The organism is Variovorax sp. W2I14 (assembly GCF_050435205.1).
Classification (GTDB): domain Bacteria; phylum Pseudomonadota; class Gammaproteobacteria; order Burkholderiales; family Burkholderiaceae_C; genus Variovorax; species Variovorax paradoxus_C.
On record NZ_JBNDJX010000001.1, the window covers coordinates 4,506,700 to 4,521,734 of the forward strand.

15 protein-coding genes are annotated in these 15,035 nt (G+C 66.7%); 7 read left to right on the forward strand and 8 right to left on the reverse strand.

What is annotated here, in order from left to right; all coding sequences use genetic code 11:
• Positions 1-92: 92 nt before the first annotated feature.
• The 4 genes from QF040_RS21195 to QF040_RS21210 all read right to left on the reverse strand — a co-directional run bounded on the left by QF040_RS21195 (position 93) and on the right by QF040_RS21210 (position 3,745).
• A complete protein-coding gene (locus QF040_RS21195; protein WP_041943069.1) occupies positions 93-728 on the reverse strand; it encodes a TetR/AcrR family transcriptional regulator in 636 nt (211 codons plus the stop codon).
• Between the two features lie 22 nt (positions 729-750).
• A complete protein-coding gene (locus QF040_RS21200) occupies positions 751-1,269 on the reverse strand; it encodes a phasin family protein (RefSeq protein WP_429612687.1) in 519 nt (172 codons plus the stop codon).
• A gap of 53 nt (positions 1,270-1,322) precedes the next feature.
• Entirely contained in the window at positions 1,323-1,883 is a 561-nt protein-coding gene (locus tag QF040_RS21205) for a hypothetical protein (RefSeq protein ID WP_429612688.1), read from the reverse strand.
• Positions 1,884-2,029: 146 nt separating this feature from the next.
• On the reverse strand, positions 2,030-3,745 hold the full coding sequence (locus QF040_RS21210) for a WS/DGAT/MGAT family O-acyltransferase (protein WP_429612689.1): 1,716 nt from the start codon (positions 3,743-3,745) through the stop codon (positions 2,030-2,032).
• A gap of 178 nt (positions 3,746-3,923) precedes the next feature.
• Here QF040_RS21210 and QF040_RS21215 point away from each other — a divergent pair, with 178 nt between their 5' ends.
• Both QF040_RS21215 and rocF read left to right on the forward strand, forming a co-directional pair.
• Complete coding sequence (locus QF040_RS21215) at positions 3,924-5,978, forward strand: prolyl oligopeptidase family serine peptidase (protein WP_429612690.1); 2,055 nt, start codon at positions 3,924-3,926, stop codon at positions 5,976-5,978.
• Between the two features lie 46 nt (positions 5,979-6,024).
• Complete coding sequence (rocF, locus tag QF040_RS21220; protein WP_429612691.1) at positions 6,025-6,936, forward strand: arginase; 912 nt, start codon at positions 6,025-6,027, stop codon at positions 6,934-6,936.
• Between the two features lie 126 nt (positions 6,937-7,062).
• On the opposite strand, the gene QF040_RS21225 is transcribed toward rocF, so the two are convergent.
• From QF040_RS21225 to QF040_RS21235, 3 genes are all read right to left on the reverse strand, one after another.
• Positions 7,063-7,656: a DUF2242 domain-containing protein gene (locus tag QF040_RS21225; protein ID WP_429612692.1), complete on the reverse strand. Its 594-nt coding sequence runs from the start codon at positions 7,654-7,656 to the stop codon at positions 7,063-7,065.
• A 164-nt stretch (positions 7,657-7,820) separates the two neighbouring features.
• Entirely contained in the window at positions 7,821-8,474 is a 654-nt protein-coding gene (locus QF040_RS21230; RefSeq protein ID WP_429612693.1) for a nucleoside/nucleotide kinase family protein, read from the reverse strand.
• Between the two features lie 33 nt (positions 8,475-8,507).
• Entirely contained in the window at positions 8,508-9,779 is a 1,272-nt protein-coding gene (locus QF040_RS21235) for a Glu/Leu/Phe/Val family dehydrogenase (protein WP_013543826.1), read from the reverse strand.
• A gap of 237 nt (positions 9,780-10,016) precedes the next feature.
• Between QF040_RS21235 and QF040_RS21240 the strand changes: the two genes are divergently transcribed.
• Complete coding sequence (locus QF040_RS21240) at positions 10,017-10,472, forward strand: hypothetical protein (protein ID WP_429612694.1); 456 nt, start codon at positions 10,017-10,019, stop codon at positions 10,470-10,472.
• Positions 10,473-10,613: 141 nt separating this feature from the next.
• Positions 10,614-11,081 carry an Lrp/AsnC ligand binding domain-containing protein gene (locus tag QF040_RS21245; protein WP_307685626.1) on the forward strand — a complete coding sequence of 156 codons (468 nt, stop codon included), beginning with the start codon at positions 10,614-10,616 and terminating at the stop codon, positions 11,079-11,081.
• 10 nt (positions 11,082-11,091) lie between these two features.
• Here the strand turns inward: QF040_RS21245 and QF040_RS21250 are convergent, their stop codons facing one another.
• Positions 11,092-11,793 carry a YggS family pyridoxal phosphate-dependent enzyme gene (locus QF040_RS21250; protein WP_429612695.1) on the reverse strand — a complete coding sequence of 234 codons (702 nt, stop codon included), beginning with the start codon at positions 11,791-11,793 and terminating at the stop codon, positions 11,092-11,094.
• A 51-nt stretch (positions 11,794-11,844) separates the two neighbouring features.
• On the opposite strand from QF040_RS21250, the gene QF040_RS21255 reads away from it, so the two are divergent.
• The 3 genes from QF040_RS21255 to QF040_RS21265 all read left to right on the forward strand — a co-directional run bounded on the left by QF040_RS21255 (position 11,845) and on the right by QF040_RS21265 (position 15,030).
• Positions 11,845-12,888, forward strand: a complete 1,044-nt coding sequence (locus QF040_RS21255) for a type IV pilus twitching motility protein PilT (protein WP_013543830.1) — start codon at positions 11,845-11,847, stop codon at positions 12,886-12,888.
• A gap of 30 nt (positions 12,889-12,918) precedes the next feature.
• Positions 12,919-14,055: a PilT/PilU family type 4a pilus ATPase gene (locus QF040_RS21260; protein ID WP_176661903.1), complete on the forward strand. Its 1,137-nt coding sequence runs from the start codon at positions 12,919-12,921 to the stop codon at positions 14,053-14,055.
• 66 nt (positions 14,056-14,121) lie between these two features.
• The gene (locus QF040_RS21265) at positions 14,122-15,030 is read left to right on the forward strand and encodes an NAD(P)-dependent oxidoreductase (protein ID WP_429612696.1); all 909 of its coding nucleotides are present in this window, start codon (positions 14,122-14,124) and stop codon (positions 15,028-15,030) included.
• Positions 15,031-15,035: the final 5 nt, after the last annotated feature.

Below are 15,035 nucleotides of genomic sequence, written 5' to 3' on the forward strand. Positions count from 1 at the left end.
GGGTGGCTTCCTTTCGGGTCTTGGGCGTTTTCTCTTTTGTAAGACGAGCATGAGGGGCCATGATTGCACTCTCCCGTCGGACGACACGCCATTTATCCGAGGTATTTGCCCCTCAGGTAATCAAGGTAAGCCCTCGATTCGCTGGAAACATACGGAGAAACAAGAGTGAGCGTGTAGAAAGCCGCCAAACCGGGATCGGCCTGCGCCAGCGCGTCGCGCCCCGGCACCAGCCGCTCGAACGACAGCCAGCAGGTGGTGGTGAACACCATCTGCAGCGCGAGGATGCGCGCCTGCTCGGCGCTGGTCTCGATCACGCCCGAGGCGACCAGCCCTTCGCACAGCGTTTGCGCGGCCAGGAGGTTCTGCGCGGTGAGCGCCTGCGCGCGCTGGCCGAGGGCCGGGTATTCGCTGGCCAGGAAGGCCATGTCGCGGTAGATGAAGCGGTATTCGTCGATGGCCTCGAAGCGCAGATGCAGCGCGAGCCAGAGGTCGTCGATGGCCGAGATCGATGTCGACGAACCGTTGAGGGCTTCGAGCCGCTGCTCGAAGCGCCGGAACAGCCACTCGACGATCAGTTGCTTGGCCTTGAAGTGGTAGTGCAGATTGCCGGGGCTCATGCCGAGCTCGGCGGCGATCTTGTGCGTCGACACGGCCGCGAGGCCTTCCGCGTTGAACAGCGCGAGGCTGGTCTGCAGGATGCGATCGCGCGTGGTGTTGGAGCTGGCCACAACCGGGTTGCGTTGTCGTCGCTCAGCGTTTGCTGGTGCTGCGGCGCGGGCTGCCGCTGCTTTCGCTGCCTTGGCCACGTTCGAATCGCGCGAGGCGTTCGCGCAGGTGCGTCACCTCGTCGCGCAACGCCTGCACTTCTTCCGCGCTCGGCATGCCCAGGCGCTGCAGGGCGGTGGCGACGCGCTGGTCGAACACGTCCTCGAACTTGCGGATGCCGAAGCTGTCGAGGCTGGGGAAGCCGCGGGTGAGCGCCGCCTTGGCACTCGCCGCATCGACCTTGCCCTGCCCGATGCCGAGCAGGCCTTCGATGACGTTGGCCTGGCGCTTGGCGACGTCGTTGCGCACGGTGTCCAGCGCCTTGAGGCCGGCACGCAGCAGGCCTTCGGCCTTGCCGGGTGCGGCGGCGGTGGTCTTCTTGGCCGCGGGCGCCGCCTTGCGGGGCGCCGCGGCTTTCTTCCCAACCGGCGCTTTGGCCGGAGCTTTTCTGACAGGCGTCGCCTTCTTCTTCAACTTTGCAGTTTCGTCAGTGCGGGTCGCCATTCAGTGGTGCTCCAGATAGCAGAAAGAAAAAGAGGCGCAGAGCGCCTCGGGGATCAGGCCGCCTTGCGGGCAGCAGCGCGGCGAACCGGCTTCTTGGCCACGGCAGCCTTGACCTTCACGGTGCGCACGGGCTTGGCGATGTCGCCGTCCACGCCGGCCACGCGGGTTTCGATTTGCTTGGCGCCGGCGGCGATGCGGTCGGCGATCTGCACCGAGACGGTGGCGATCGGCTGGTTGATGGCGTTCAGCGTGTTCAGCACCGAGGTGGCGACCGGCGATTCGACGCGGGCCACGCGGCCGGCGACGGTTTCGATGCCGCTGGTGGTGCCGGCGGCAACGCGGTCCATCACGTTCACGATGCGGCTGGTGTCGATGTCCAGGCGGTTGGCCAGGAAGCCGTTGACCTTCTCTTGCGCGCCGATCAGGTTGGCCTTGATCTGCTCGCTCACCAGCGGAATCTGGCGGCTGCCCAGGAAGTTGCTGTAGCGCGTGGCGGCGCCGCCCAGCAGGCGATGCACGCCGGTGCGGTAGGCGCCGACCAGGGTCTTGCCCGCGTCGTTGTATTGGCCGACGACGTGGATGGCTGCGGAAGCGAGGGTGGTTTGCGTGGACATGATGAAGATTTCCTTGAAGTTGAATGGGTCGCTGGATGCGATGGACCCATCTTCTTCCGAAGGGCCTAGGCCTGCAAAACTAGAACGGTCGGAAAACTAGTCCAACTGCCCCAATTTTCTGGCCTGGCGCCCCTACTTCGCTTCGATCACGCCGCGGCCGCCCTGGGAGAGGCACTGGCCCGCTTGGCCGGTGCGGCCTTTCGGGCTACGGGCTTGGGGGTCGTCTTGATGGGTGTCGCCTTGCCCGTCTTCTTGGCGGGCGCCTTTTTCGCTGGCGCTTTGGCTGCGGCGGCCTTGACCGGCGCGGCCTTCTTGGCGGTTGCGCTCACCGCCGCTTTCTTGCGTGCCGCCGGCTTCTTCGCGGCGGCGGGTGCGGCCTCCTCCACGTCCGGCCCATGGGCTGCAACGGGTGCGGGCTTGGGCGCCGTGACACCCGCGGCGGACGGGTGCTTCTGCGTCAGGTCCATCAGGAGCTTGTGCTCGGCCAGCATGTAGTCGCCGATCTCGGTGATGTCGGGCACCGCGCGGCGGCAGGCGATGAGGCCGTAGTCCATGCGGCCGTTGTAGCTCTGCACCGTGACGTTGAGCGCCGTGCCGTGGCTGGCGATCGACACCGGGTAGTAGCAAGTGACGAGCGCACCCGCGAAGTACATCGGGAACGGCGCGCCCGCCACGTTGGAGATGGCCACGTTGGCCGTGGGCGGCAGCAGGTTCACGAGCCCCGAGCGGCCCACCATGGAGGCAATGCCCGACACCAGCCAAGGCGCGGCGAAGGTCGGGAAGTCGTCCAGCATCACCGCCTTGAAGCGGTTCATCGTCGACTTGGAGCTGTTCGACGACGCATTGATCGCCTTCAGCCTCTGAATCGGATCGGTGATGTCGGTCGCCAGGCTCACCAGGATCATGCTGGCCTGGTTGTTGGCCGTGTCGTCGCCCGCTTCGCGCAGGCTCACCGGCACGCCGGCCACCAGCGGCTTGGCGGGCAGCTCGTTGTTGTCGGCCAGGTAGTGGCGCAGCGCGCCGGCCACGGTGGCCATGACCACGTCGTTGAGCGACACGCCGAAGTGCTTGGCGATGTACTTGGTCTCGGCCAGCGAGATGGTGCGGCCGGCAAAGGTGCGCTGGTTGGTGATCGACACGTTCAGCGAGGTGCGCGGCGCGAAGAGGTTGAACTTCTTCGGCGCGGTGGCGGTGGCCTTCTCGGCCGCTTTCTCGTCGGGCTTCGCGAGGCCGCCGATGGCGCGCGCGATGGCGGGCGCCATCTTGAAGAGCTTGACGTACTGCTGCGCCGTGTTGCGCAGCGCGGCGGTCGCGAGTTCGGCCATGCCCAGCTGGTAGCCGCTGGCGCGCGGGCGCGAGCGCGGCGGCTTCACCACGCGGCCCGTGGCCTCCAGGTCGAAGATCGCCTTGCCCACTTCGACGCCGGCCTGCCCGTCGATGCCCGCGTGGTGCACCTTGGTGTAGAGCGCGACCTGCCCGCTCTTGAGGCCATCGATGATGAAGAACTCCCACATCGGGCGGCTGCGGTCGATCAGCGTGGAATGCAGCCGCGCCACGTACTGCTGCAGTTGGCGGTTGGTGCCGGGCTTGGGCAGCGTGATGTGGCGCACGTGGTAGTCGAGGTCGATGTCGTCGTCCTCCACCCACACCGGGTTGGTCATGTCGAAGGGCATGAGCGCGAGCTTGCGCGTGAACACATCGGCCAGGTGGATGCGGCTGGCCATGAACTGCTTGGCGTCTTCGTAGAAATCGCCCTTGTAGCCCTTGGGCAAATCGAGCACGTTCAGGGAGCCGACGTGCATCGGCATCTCGGGCGTTTCCAGGTGCAGGAAGGTGGCATCAAGTCCGCTCAGGTGTTTCATGTGTTGTGTCTCCTTGGTGGGGCATGCGCCGTTCGGCAGGATACCCCGCACATGGCGTTCGTGGGCCCCGCCTCCTTCAGTGTTTCCACCGAGGTTTTCCCGGGTAATGAAAAAGTCGCTGCGACCGCACCGGCGGCTCGCAGCGCCTTTTTCACGGGGGCTTCGTACACTGCCATCCATGACATCCACCCCCTCCCTAACTCCCCAAGACGACCACCTCTGGCTCGAAGAGATCGACGGCAAGGCCCAGCTCGACTGGGCCCGACAGGAGAACGCGAAAACCGTGCAGACGTATGCACAGTCGCCCGCCTTCAAGGCGCTGGAGGCGGGCATCCTCGAAGTGCTCGACTCGGACGAACGGATTCCGATGGTCCGCAAGATCGGCCCCTTCTTCTACAACTTCTGGCGCGACAAGGAGCACCCCAAGGGCCTCTGGCGCCGCACCACGCTCGCCGAGTACCGCAAGCCCCAGCCCGCCTGGGAAACCGTGATCGACATCGACGCCCTCGCGGCGGCCGACACGGAGAACTGGGTGTGGCACGGCGCCGACTGCCTGGAGCCCGACTACAAGCGCTGCCTGATTTCGCTCTCGCGCGGCGGCGCCGATGCCGACGTGGTGCGCGAGTTCGACCTGCACAGCAAGCGCTTCGTCGAAGGCGGCTTCACGCTCCCCGAGGCGAAGAACCACGTGGGCTGGAAAGACATCGACCACCTCTACGTGGCGACCGATTTCGGCCCCGGCTCGATGACCAGCTCGAGCTATCCGCGCATCGTGAAGGAATGGAAGCGCGGCACGCCGCTCGAGGCCGCCGTCACGGTGTACGAAGGCGCGCACGAGGACATGTCCGTGAGCGCCTACCGCGACAACACGCCCGGCTTCGAACGCGATTTCGTCTCGCGCCAGATCGACTTCTACGAAAGCGAAACCTGGCTGCGCGGCACCGGCGGCACGCTCACCAAGATCGACGTGCCCGACGACTCCAACACCGACATCTTCCGCGAGTGGATGCTGATCGAGCCCCGCGAAGACTGGAGCGTGGGCGGCGCGACCTACAAGTCGGGCTCGCTGCTGGCCGCGAAGTTCGACGACTACATGGCCGGCAAGCGCGAGCTCACCGTGCTGTTCGCGCCCGACGACACGACCGCGCTCGACAGCCATTCGTGGACGCGCCACCACCTCATCCTCAACGTGATGCACGACGTGGTGAACAAGCTCGAAGTGCTCACGCCGCAGGACGGCGGCCCGTGGAAGCGCGAGAGCCTGGGCGGCGCGCCCGCGCTCTCCACCATCGCGGCCGGCGGCATCGACGAGGACGAGAACGACGACTACTTCCTCACCGTGAGCGGCTTCCTGCAGCCGACCACGCTCTACATCGGCACCATCGGCCAGGGCGAGCCGGAGGTGCTGAAGGACAGCCCCGGCTTCTTCGATGCCTCGCGCTACGGCGTGAGCCAGCATTTCGCGGTGTCGAAGGACGGCACGCGCGTGCCCTACTTCGAGATCGCGCCCAAGGACCTGAAGGCCGACGGCACCAATCCGACGCTGCAGTACGCCTACGGCGGCTTCGAGATCTCGCTGCAGCCGAGCTACAGCGGCAGCATCGGCCGCGCGTGGCTCGAGCAAGGCGGCGTCTACGTCATCGCCAACATCCGCGGCGGCGGCGAATACGGCCCGCGCTGGCACCAGGCCGCGCTGCAGGAGAACCGGCTGCGCACCTGCGAAGACTTCGCAGCCGTCTCCGAAGACCTCATCGCGCGCGGGATCACATCGCCGAAACACCTGGGCGCCATGGGCGGCAGCAACGGCGGTCTCCTGATGGGCAACATGCTCACGCTCTACCCGCAGCTCTACGGCGCGATCGTGAGCGAGGTGGCGCTGCTCGACATGCAGCGCTACACGCACCTGTCGGCCGGCGCCTCGTGGATCGCGGAATACGGCGACCCCGACCAGCCCGACGAGTGGGCCTTCATCCGCACCTTCTCGCCCTACGAGAACGCGAAAGCCGATCAGACCTATCCGCCCGCGCTCTTCACAACTTCGACCCGCGACGACCGCGTGGGCCCGGTGCATGCGCGCAAGATGCACGCGAAGCTGGCCGCGCAAGGCCACGACACCAGCTTCTACGAGAACATGGAAGGCGGGCACAGCGCGGCGACGGACAACAAGGAGTCTGCCTTCATGGATGCGCTGGGCTATGCGTATCTCTGGCAGCACATAGGCAAGCCGGCATGAGCCGCCAGGCGAGCCGAACCCAGTATGAAGCACGGAGGTCACCCGAATGAACACCACCCTCGAACTGATCGGCGCGCCGACGGACATCGGCGCCAGCGTGCGCGGCGCGGGCATGGGACCCGACGCGCTGCGCGTGGCCGGCGTGGCCGAGGCGCTCGCCGGGCAGGGCTTCACGGTCATCGACCGTGGCAATCTCGCCGGCCCGGCGACGCCCTGGGCGCCGCCGGCCAACGGCCTGCGCCACCTCGCCGAGGTGATCGCCTGGAATCGCTCGGTCTACAACGCCGTCGACACCGCGCTGGGCCTGAACCATGTGCCGCTGATGCTGGGCGGCGACCACTGCCTGGCCATCGGCTCGATCAGCGCGGTGGCCTGGCATGCGCGCAAGCGCGGCAAGAAGCTGCGGGTGCTGTGGCTCGATGCGCACTCCGACGTCAACACCGAGACGACGAGCCCCAGCGGCAACCTGCACGGCATGCCGGTCTCGTGCCTGTTGGGCCACGGCCCCGCGGAACTGACCGGCTGGAGCGGCGAGCGCGCGGCGCTGGCGCACGAGGCGATCCGTTTCATCGGCATCCGCAGCGTCGACTCGGACGAGAAGGAGGCCATCCGCACGCTCGGCCTGAACGTGTTCGACATGCGCCACATCGACGAGCACGGCATGCGCACCACGATGACCGAGGCGCTGCAGGATGTCGACGACGACACCCACCTGCACGTGAGCTTCGACCTGGATTGCCTCGACCCCAATATCGCGCCCGGCGTGGGCACCGGCGTGCGCGGCGGCCCGACCTACCGCGAGATGCAGTTGTGCATGGAAATGATCTCCGACACCGGGCGGCTGTGCTCGCTCGATGTGGTGGAACTCAACCCCGCGCTCGATGTGCGCAACCAGACAGCGGAAATCGCCGTGGAACTGATCGAGAGCCTGTTCGGCAAGTCGACGCTGGTGCGGTAGACCGCGCGCTCATACGATCTTGCGTTCGATCAGCAAGAACCGTTCGGGCTGAGCTTGTCGAAGCCTCGCGCGGCGCTTCGACAAGCTCAGCGTGAACGGATTTCTCTTTTCGAACGCAACCTGGTATCAGCCGCGGTTCGGCGAGGGAGCGACCGGGAAGCTGGTGGCGGGTGCGGGCGCTGCCGCCGGCGCTTCGGCCGGCATGTCGGGCGGCACATCGGCACCGCCGCCCTCGAGGAAGCGGTCGAGCAGCGTGAAGAAGCGGTCGTAGAAACGTTCGTCGGTCAGCGTTTCGCTGGCCACCTTGACCATCGCGTCGTCGCTGCCGGCAAAGGGCAGCGACAGCGACCCGAAGGCGCCGACGCCCACGCTGGCCGAGTTGTTGACCTTCTTGATGCCGTAGCGGTCCTGCAGCGCGGTTGCGAAAGCCACGGTGCTCTGTTTGCCAGACCTGCCGCCCTTGCCGCCCTCCCGCGCGCAGACCACGCGGAACTCGACTTCGACATGCACCTCGGACGCCGGCTGGAAGCTCTTGCGCCCGGTCACCAGGTCGGCGTTGGCCGCGGTGACCATGTAGCCCTGACTCAGCAGCGCGCGACGTGCCGCCTCGCAGGTCTGGGCCTCGGTGGCGGCGTAGTTGCGCGTGTGGGTGGTGGTGGAGTCGAACTCCTCCGGCTCGTACGACACGCGCCGCGAAGCGCTGCCACAGCCGGCCAGCACGAGGGCGGATAGAAGGCTCAGGACGAGAACCGGCGTGCGGAGGGAAGAAGCTGAAGAAAAGGAATTGAAGTGGGACGGCATGGCGCGGCGAATGCTAACCGGCACCTCCGCCGGCAAGGCTTCGAGCGCGGCGGCGTGCCGGCGTTCCCAGGCGGCGGAAATTTTCAGGACCACATCAGCACGTGATGCGCCCGCGTCTTGGTGGCGGCGATCAGCCGCGCGTTGGGCGCATCGGTGCTGGCTACCCAGCCGCGCGCGGCCTCGGCGCTGCGGCCGAACTGCTGGTGGCGTGCGACGAGGCGCTGCTCGCGCACCGCGTCGTCGATGTCGACGTACCAGACCTCGTCGAGCATCGCCGCCGCGCCGGCCCACGGGCCGGCGTCGTGCAGCAGGTAGTTGCCTTCGGTGATGACGAGTTGCGTTGATGGCAGCACCGCGATGGCGCCGGCAATCGGTTCCTCGATCTCGCGGCGGAATTCGGGGGCGTAGACGATGTCGCCGTCGGGGCGCTGCTCGCGCAGCCGCTGCAGCAGGGCGACATAGCCGGCGCTATCGAAGGTGTCGGGCGCGCCCTTGCGGTCGGCCCGGCCGAGGCGCCGGAGCTCGACGTTGGCGAGATGGAAGCCGTCCATCGGCACGACCTGCGCGCGATCGGCTCCGGCCGCTTCGAGGAGAGCCGCCGCGAGCGTGGACTTGCCCGCGCCCGGCGCACCAACCAGGCCCAGCAGCTTGCGCTGCCCGCTGGCCACGAGGGCCCGCAGACGGCCGAGGCCGTCCGCGGGAATGGAAGGGAGGTTTTGCACGGGCATGGTGGTCATGCCCCGAGCGTACCGCCCCGCCCTGTCAAAAAATCATGGGTACAGGCCGCGTTCCTGGCGCGCCGTGAGAATTCGTTCGCAAGCCACCGCGTACGTTGCCGTGCGCAGCGTGATCTTGTGCTTGTCGGCCGTGTCCCAGATCTGGTTGAGCGCGTTCATCATGATGCGATCGAGGCGCACGTTGATCTCGTCCTCGTCCCAGAAGAAGGACGAGAAGTCCTGCACCCATTCGAAGTAGCTCACCGTCACGCCGCCGGCATTGCAGATGACGTCGGGCACCACCAGCACGCCGCGCTCCGCGAGGATGTCGTCGGCCGTCGGCACCGTGGGGCCGTTGGCGCCTTCGAGCACCAGCTTGGCGGTCGTTTTCTGTGCGCGCTCGGCGGTGATCTGGCCTTCGAGGGCGGCCGGGATCAGGATGTCGCAGGCCGTGTCCCAGAAGGCTTCGTTGGGCACCACGTCGCCGCCCTTGAAGGCGATGACGCCTTCCTTGTTGGCGATGGGGATGAGCGTCGCGAGGTCCAGGCCATTGGTGTTGACGATGGTGCCGGTGTGGTCCTGCACGGCCACGATCTTGGCGCCCGCTTCGGCGAAGAGTTCGGCCGCGACCGAGCCCACGTTGCCGAAGCCCTGCACCGCGATGCGCGCGCCGCGCAGGTCCATGCCCAGACGCCGCGCCGCTTCGCGGCCGGTGACGAACACGCCGCGGCCGGTGGCCTTCACGCGGCCGAGCGAGCCGCCCAGGTGCAGCGGCTTGCCGGTGACGACGCCGGTGGCCGTGCCGCCGACGTTCATCGAATAGGTGTCCATCATCCACGCCATGATCTGGCCGTTGGTGTTGACGTCGGGCGCGGGAATGTCGGTGTGCGGGCCGATGATGATGCCGATCTCGCTGGTGTAGCGGCGGGTGATCTTTTCGAGCTCTTGCAGCGAGAGCTTCTTCGGGTCGACGCGGATGCCGCCCTTGGCGCCGCCGTAGGGCAGGTTCACCGCGGCCGTCTTGATGGTCATCCAGGCCGACAGGGCCATCACTTCTTCGAGCGTGACATCGGGGTGGAAGCGCACGCCGCCCTTGCCCGGGCCGCGGCTCATGTTGTGCTGCACGCGGTAGCCCTCGAAGTGGGCGATGGTGCCGTCGTCCATTTCGATGGGCACGTCCACGATCAGTGCGCGCTTGGGGCGCTTCAGCGTTTCGACCCAGCGGGCCAGCGGGCCGAGGTACGGCACGACACGGTCGACCTGGGAGAGGTACGTTCCCCACGGGCTGTTGGCGGTGGGGGAGACGAAGGAGAGTTTTTCACTCATGAGAGATCCCTTGGGTTGGAACTGAGGTGGCCGCAACGATAGACCTCTCGCGCCCGTCGCGCCATGGCTTATGCGCGCCGCGCTGGCGGTTATGCAAGAGACGTTAGGCGGCGTTGTTCCGGGGGCAGACCGCAGCGGGCATCGGCAGATAACCAAACTGTCATCGACCGGTTATCGATCGCGCGGATGCGCTTCATAGAGTTGGCTTCACCAACCACCCACATCAAGGAGTCACGAATGAAGCCAGCTTCCACCACCCGCATCCTGGGCACCGCCACCGTCGCCGCACTGCTGGCCATCGCCTCGGCACCGAGCCTTGCAGGCAACTACGCCGAAGGCGATCCGCGACCGGTGCCGCTCGTCTCGTCCACGACGCGCGCTGAGGTCGCGGCCGATGCGCAACAGTGGTTGAAGAGCGCGCCCACGCAGGGCTACACCGCCGGCTATGCGTCGCAGGCCGCCGTCGTTTCCGCGAACAGCCGCGCCGCCGTGGCGGCCGACACGCGGCTGTGGATCCAATCGGGCCTCGCCGCGCTGCAGAACGGCGAAGCCGGCGCCGACACGACGCGGCCTGCTTACCGCCAGGCCATGGCCGAATACACCAAGCTGCGTGCGAGCCCCGCCTACGGTGCGTTGGTCGATCAGTTCGCGAGCCAGCAGGCGGCCGCGCAGTCGCGTGCCACCGTTCGCTGAGCGGCAAGGCGCCGGGTAGGTACCGCGGGAAGGAGCGACGCAGGTAGGCACAGGGCACTTCCTTGGTTCTATCTCCTATGGCCAGCCACCATAGGCCGCATCTTCTGCAATGAATCGATGCGTGGACCGGATAATTCTCCGATGCTCGACCTCGACCGCATCGACCTGCGCCTCTTGAAGATCCTTCAGGAGGACGGGCGCATCACCAACCTCAAGCTGGCCGAAGCGGTGGCGCTTTCGCCCACCGCGGTGCTGGCGCGCGTGCAGCGCCTGACGCGCGACGGCTTCATCCTCGGCTACGAGGCGCGCCTGGATCCCGAGAAGCTGGGCCGCGGCTTCACGGTGTTCGTCGAGGTGCTGCTCGACCGCACCACGCCCAACGTGTTCGACCAGTTCAAGGCCGCGGTGCAGGTGCGCGACGAGATCATGGAATGCCACATGGTCGCCGGCGGCTTCGACTACCTGCTCAAGACCCGCATGGCCGACATGGCCGCGTACCGCGACTTCGCGGGCACGGTGCTGTGGCAACTGCCTGGCGTGCGCGAGACGCGGACCTATGCGGTGATGGAAGAGGTGAAGAGCAGCGCACGGCTGCCGCTCGGAATCTAGAGCCGGCCGTTCAGGCGGGCTTTCGGGCTCGGCCACCGAAGATCGCGGTGCCGACCCGCACCATGGTGCTGCCGGCGCTGATCGCCGCTTCGAGGTCGGCGCTCATGCCGAGCGACAGCGTGTCGAGTGCAATGCCCGCTCCCCTGATCGATTCGAAAACCGCATGCGCCCGCAGGCACAGATCGCGCTGCGCCGCGAAATCCGTCGCCGGTTCGGGGATCGCCATGAGCCCGCGCAGCCGCAGATGTGGCAACGCCGCCACAGCGCGGGCGAGCTCCAGCGCCTCTTCCGGCGGCACGCCGGACTTGTTCGCACCCCCGTCCACGTTAACCTGAAGGCATACATTGAGCGGCGCCAGATGGACCGGTCGCTGCGCCGACAGGCGCTCGGCGATCTTGAGCCGGTCGATGCTGTGGACCCAGTCGAACTGCTCGGCCACCGGCCGCGTCTTGTTGCTTTGCAGAGGGCCGATGCAGTGCCATTCGAGGGAGGCGCGCAGATCGGCGAGCGCCTCGATCTTGTCCAGCCCTTCCTGCACGTAGTTCTCGCCGAAGGCCGTTTGGCCCGCCGCATGCGCATCGCGCACCGCGTCGGCCCCGAAGGTCTTGGACACCGCCAGCAGCCGGACCCCGGCCGGGTCGCGGCCGGCCGTTACACATGCCGCCTCGATCCGGTTCTTTACTTGCTGGAGGTCGTCGCCAATCATCGTCATAATCGTCCAAAATCGTATCAAAACGTCACCGAACTCGAGCCGAGGATCCCCGTGGACATCACCCAACTGCTGGCATTCAGCGTCAAGAACAAAGCCTCCGACCTGCACTTGTCGGCCGGGCTGCCGCCCATGATCCGCGTCAATGGCGACGTGCGCCGCATCAATGTCGATGCGCTCGACCACAAGGGCGTGCACGCGATGGTGTACGACATCATGAGCGACACGCACCGCAAGCACTACGAAGAGTTCCTGGAGGTCGACTTCTCGTTCGAGATCGACGGCCTTGCCCGCTTCCGCGTGAACGCCTTCAACCAGGCACGCGGCGCGGCCGCCGTGTTCCGGACCATTCCTTCGAAGATCCTCACGCTGGAGCAGCTGAATGCGCCGAAGATTTTCGGCGAACTGGCGCTCAAGCCGCGCGGGCTCGTGCTGGTGACGGGCCCCACGGGCTCGGGCAAGTCGACCACGCTCGCAGCGATGGTGAACTACCTCAACGAAAACGAGTACGGCCACATCCTCACGGTGGAAGACCCGATCGAATTCGTGCACGAATCGAAGAAGTGCCTCATCAACCAGCGCGAAGTGGGTCCGATGACGCTGTCGTTCTCCAACGCGCTGCGCTCGGCCCTGCGCGAAGACCCGGACGCCATTCTGGTGGGCGAGTTGCGCGACCTCGAAACCATTCGCCTCGCCATGACCGCGGCCGAAACGGGTCACCTGGTGTTCGGCACGCTGCACACCTCGTCGGCCGCCAAGACCATCGACCGGATCATCGACGTGTTCCCCGGCGAAGAAAAAGAAATGATCCGCGCGATGCTCTCGGAGTCGCTGCAGGCCGTGATTTCGCAGACGCTGTGCAAGACCAAGGACGGCCAGAGCCGCGTGGCGGCGCACGAGATCATGCTGGGCACGCCCGCCATCCGGAACCTGATCCGCGAGGCCAAGGTCGCGCAGATGTACTCCACCATCCAGACCGGCCAAGGCTCCGGCATGCAGACGCTGGACCAGAACCTGATGGAACTGGTTCGCCGCAACACGATTTCCGCTGCCGAAGCGCGCGGAAAGGCAAAGATTCCCGAAAATTTTCCCGGCTGATCCACAACAGCCCATCGGAGCATCGACATCATGGAACGCGATCAAGCCAGCCAGTTCATCAACGACCTGCTCAAGCTCATGGTGAGCCGCAACGGCAGCGACCTGTTCATCACCGCCGACTTTCCGCCCGCGATCAAGGTCGACGGCAAGGTCACCAAGGTGTCGCAGCAGGCGCTGGGCGCGCAGCACACGCTGGCGCTCACGCGCTCGGTCATGAACGACCGGCAGGTGGCCGATTTCGAGCGCACCAAGGAGTGCAACTTCGCGATCTCGCCGACCGGCATCGGGCGCTTTCGCGTCAACGCCTTCGTGCAGCAGGGCAAGGTCGGCATGGTGCTGCGGACCATTCCCGCCAAGCTGCCGACCATCGACGGCCTGGGCATGCCGCAAATCCTGAAGGATGTCTCGATGACCAAGCGCGGCCTCACCATCCTGGTGGGCGCCACGGGCTCGGGCAAGTCGACCACGCTGGCCGCGATGATCGATTGGCGCAACGAAAACTCCTACGGCCACATCGTCACGGTGGAAGACCCGGTCGAATTCGTTCACCCGCACAAGAACTGCGTGGTGACGCAGCGCGAAGTGGGCATCGACACCGACAGCTGGGAAGCGGCGCTCAAGAACACGCTGCGCCAGGCGCCCGACGTGATCCTGATGGGCGAAATCCGCGACCGCGAGACCATGGAGCACGCGGTGGCCTTCGCTGAAACCGGGCATCTGTGCATGGCCACGCTGCACGCCAACAGCGCCAACCAGGCGCTGGACCGAATCATCAACTTCTTCCCCGAAGAACGTCGCGCGCAACTGCTGATGGACCTGTCGCTGAATCTGCGCTCACTGGTCTCGCAGCGCCTGGTGCCGACCGAAGACGGCCAGGGCCGCGTGGCCGCCGTGGAGGTGCTGCTGAACACGCCGCTGATTTCCGACCTGATCTTCAAGGGCGAGGTCGGCGAGATCAAGGAGATCATGCGCAAGAGCCGCAACCTGGGCATGCAGACCTTCGACCAGGCGCTGTTCGACCTGTTCGAGAGCCACTCGATCACCTTCGAAGACGCCATCCGCAACGCCGACTCGGCCAACGACCTGCGGCTGCAGATCAAGCTCAACAGCCAGCGTGCGCGCAGCACCGATCTGGCGGCCGGCACGGAGCACTTCGCGATCGTCTGACCGGCGCGCGGGGTGGCGCCGCGGCAGGCTGCGGCGCCCGGGCGAATGGCTTTAAGCTCTCGCCCCATGAGCAGCATCAACACCCGAACCTACGAATCCATCCCCGCGCAGACGGTGGCCTTTCTCGGCCTCGGCGTCATGGGCGGGCCGATGGCCGGCCACCTCGCCAAGGCCGGCCACAGCGTCACGGTCTACAACCGCACGGCGGCCAAGGCCGAGGCCTGGGCCGCCGAATTCGGTCCGCCGGGCCGCCATGCCGCCACCCCGCGCGAAGCCGCGACGGGCGCCGACATCGTCTTCTGCTGCGTCGGCAACGACGACGACCTGCGCTCCGTGGTGCTGGGTGACGACGGCGCTTTCGCCGGCATGAAGAAGGGCGCCGTGCTCGTCGACCACACCACCGCTTCGGCCGACGTGGCGCGCGAACTCTCGAAGGCCGCCGAGGCGCTGGGCCTGCACTTCATCGACGCGCCGGTGTCCGGCGGCCAGGCCGGTGCGCAGAACGGCGCATTGACCGTGATGTGCGGCGGCGACGCGGCCGCGTTCGAGCGCATCAAGCCGGTGGCCGCGGCGTTTTCGCGCGCGGTCACGCTGCTGGGCAAGAGCGGCGCGGGCCAGCTCGCGAAGATGGTGAACCAGATCGCCATCGCGGGCCTGGTGCAAGGGCTGTCGGAGGCCATTGCTTTCGGCCAGCGCGCCGGCCTCGACATGGAAGCCGTGCTCGGGGTCATCGGCAAGGGCGCGGCCCAGAGCTGGCAGATGGACAACCGCGGCAAGACCATGATCGACGGCAAGTTCGACTACGGTTTTGCCGTCGACTGGATGCGCAAGGACCTGGGCCTGGTGCTCGACGAAGCCAAGCGCAACGGCGCACGCGTGCCGGTGACGGCGCTGGTCGACCAGTTCTATGCCGACGTGCAGCAGGCCGGCGGCAGGCGCTGGGACACCTCGAGCCTGATCATCCGCCTCAAATGAAAAAG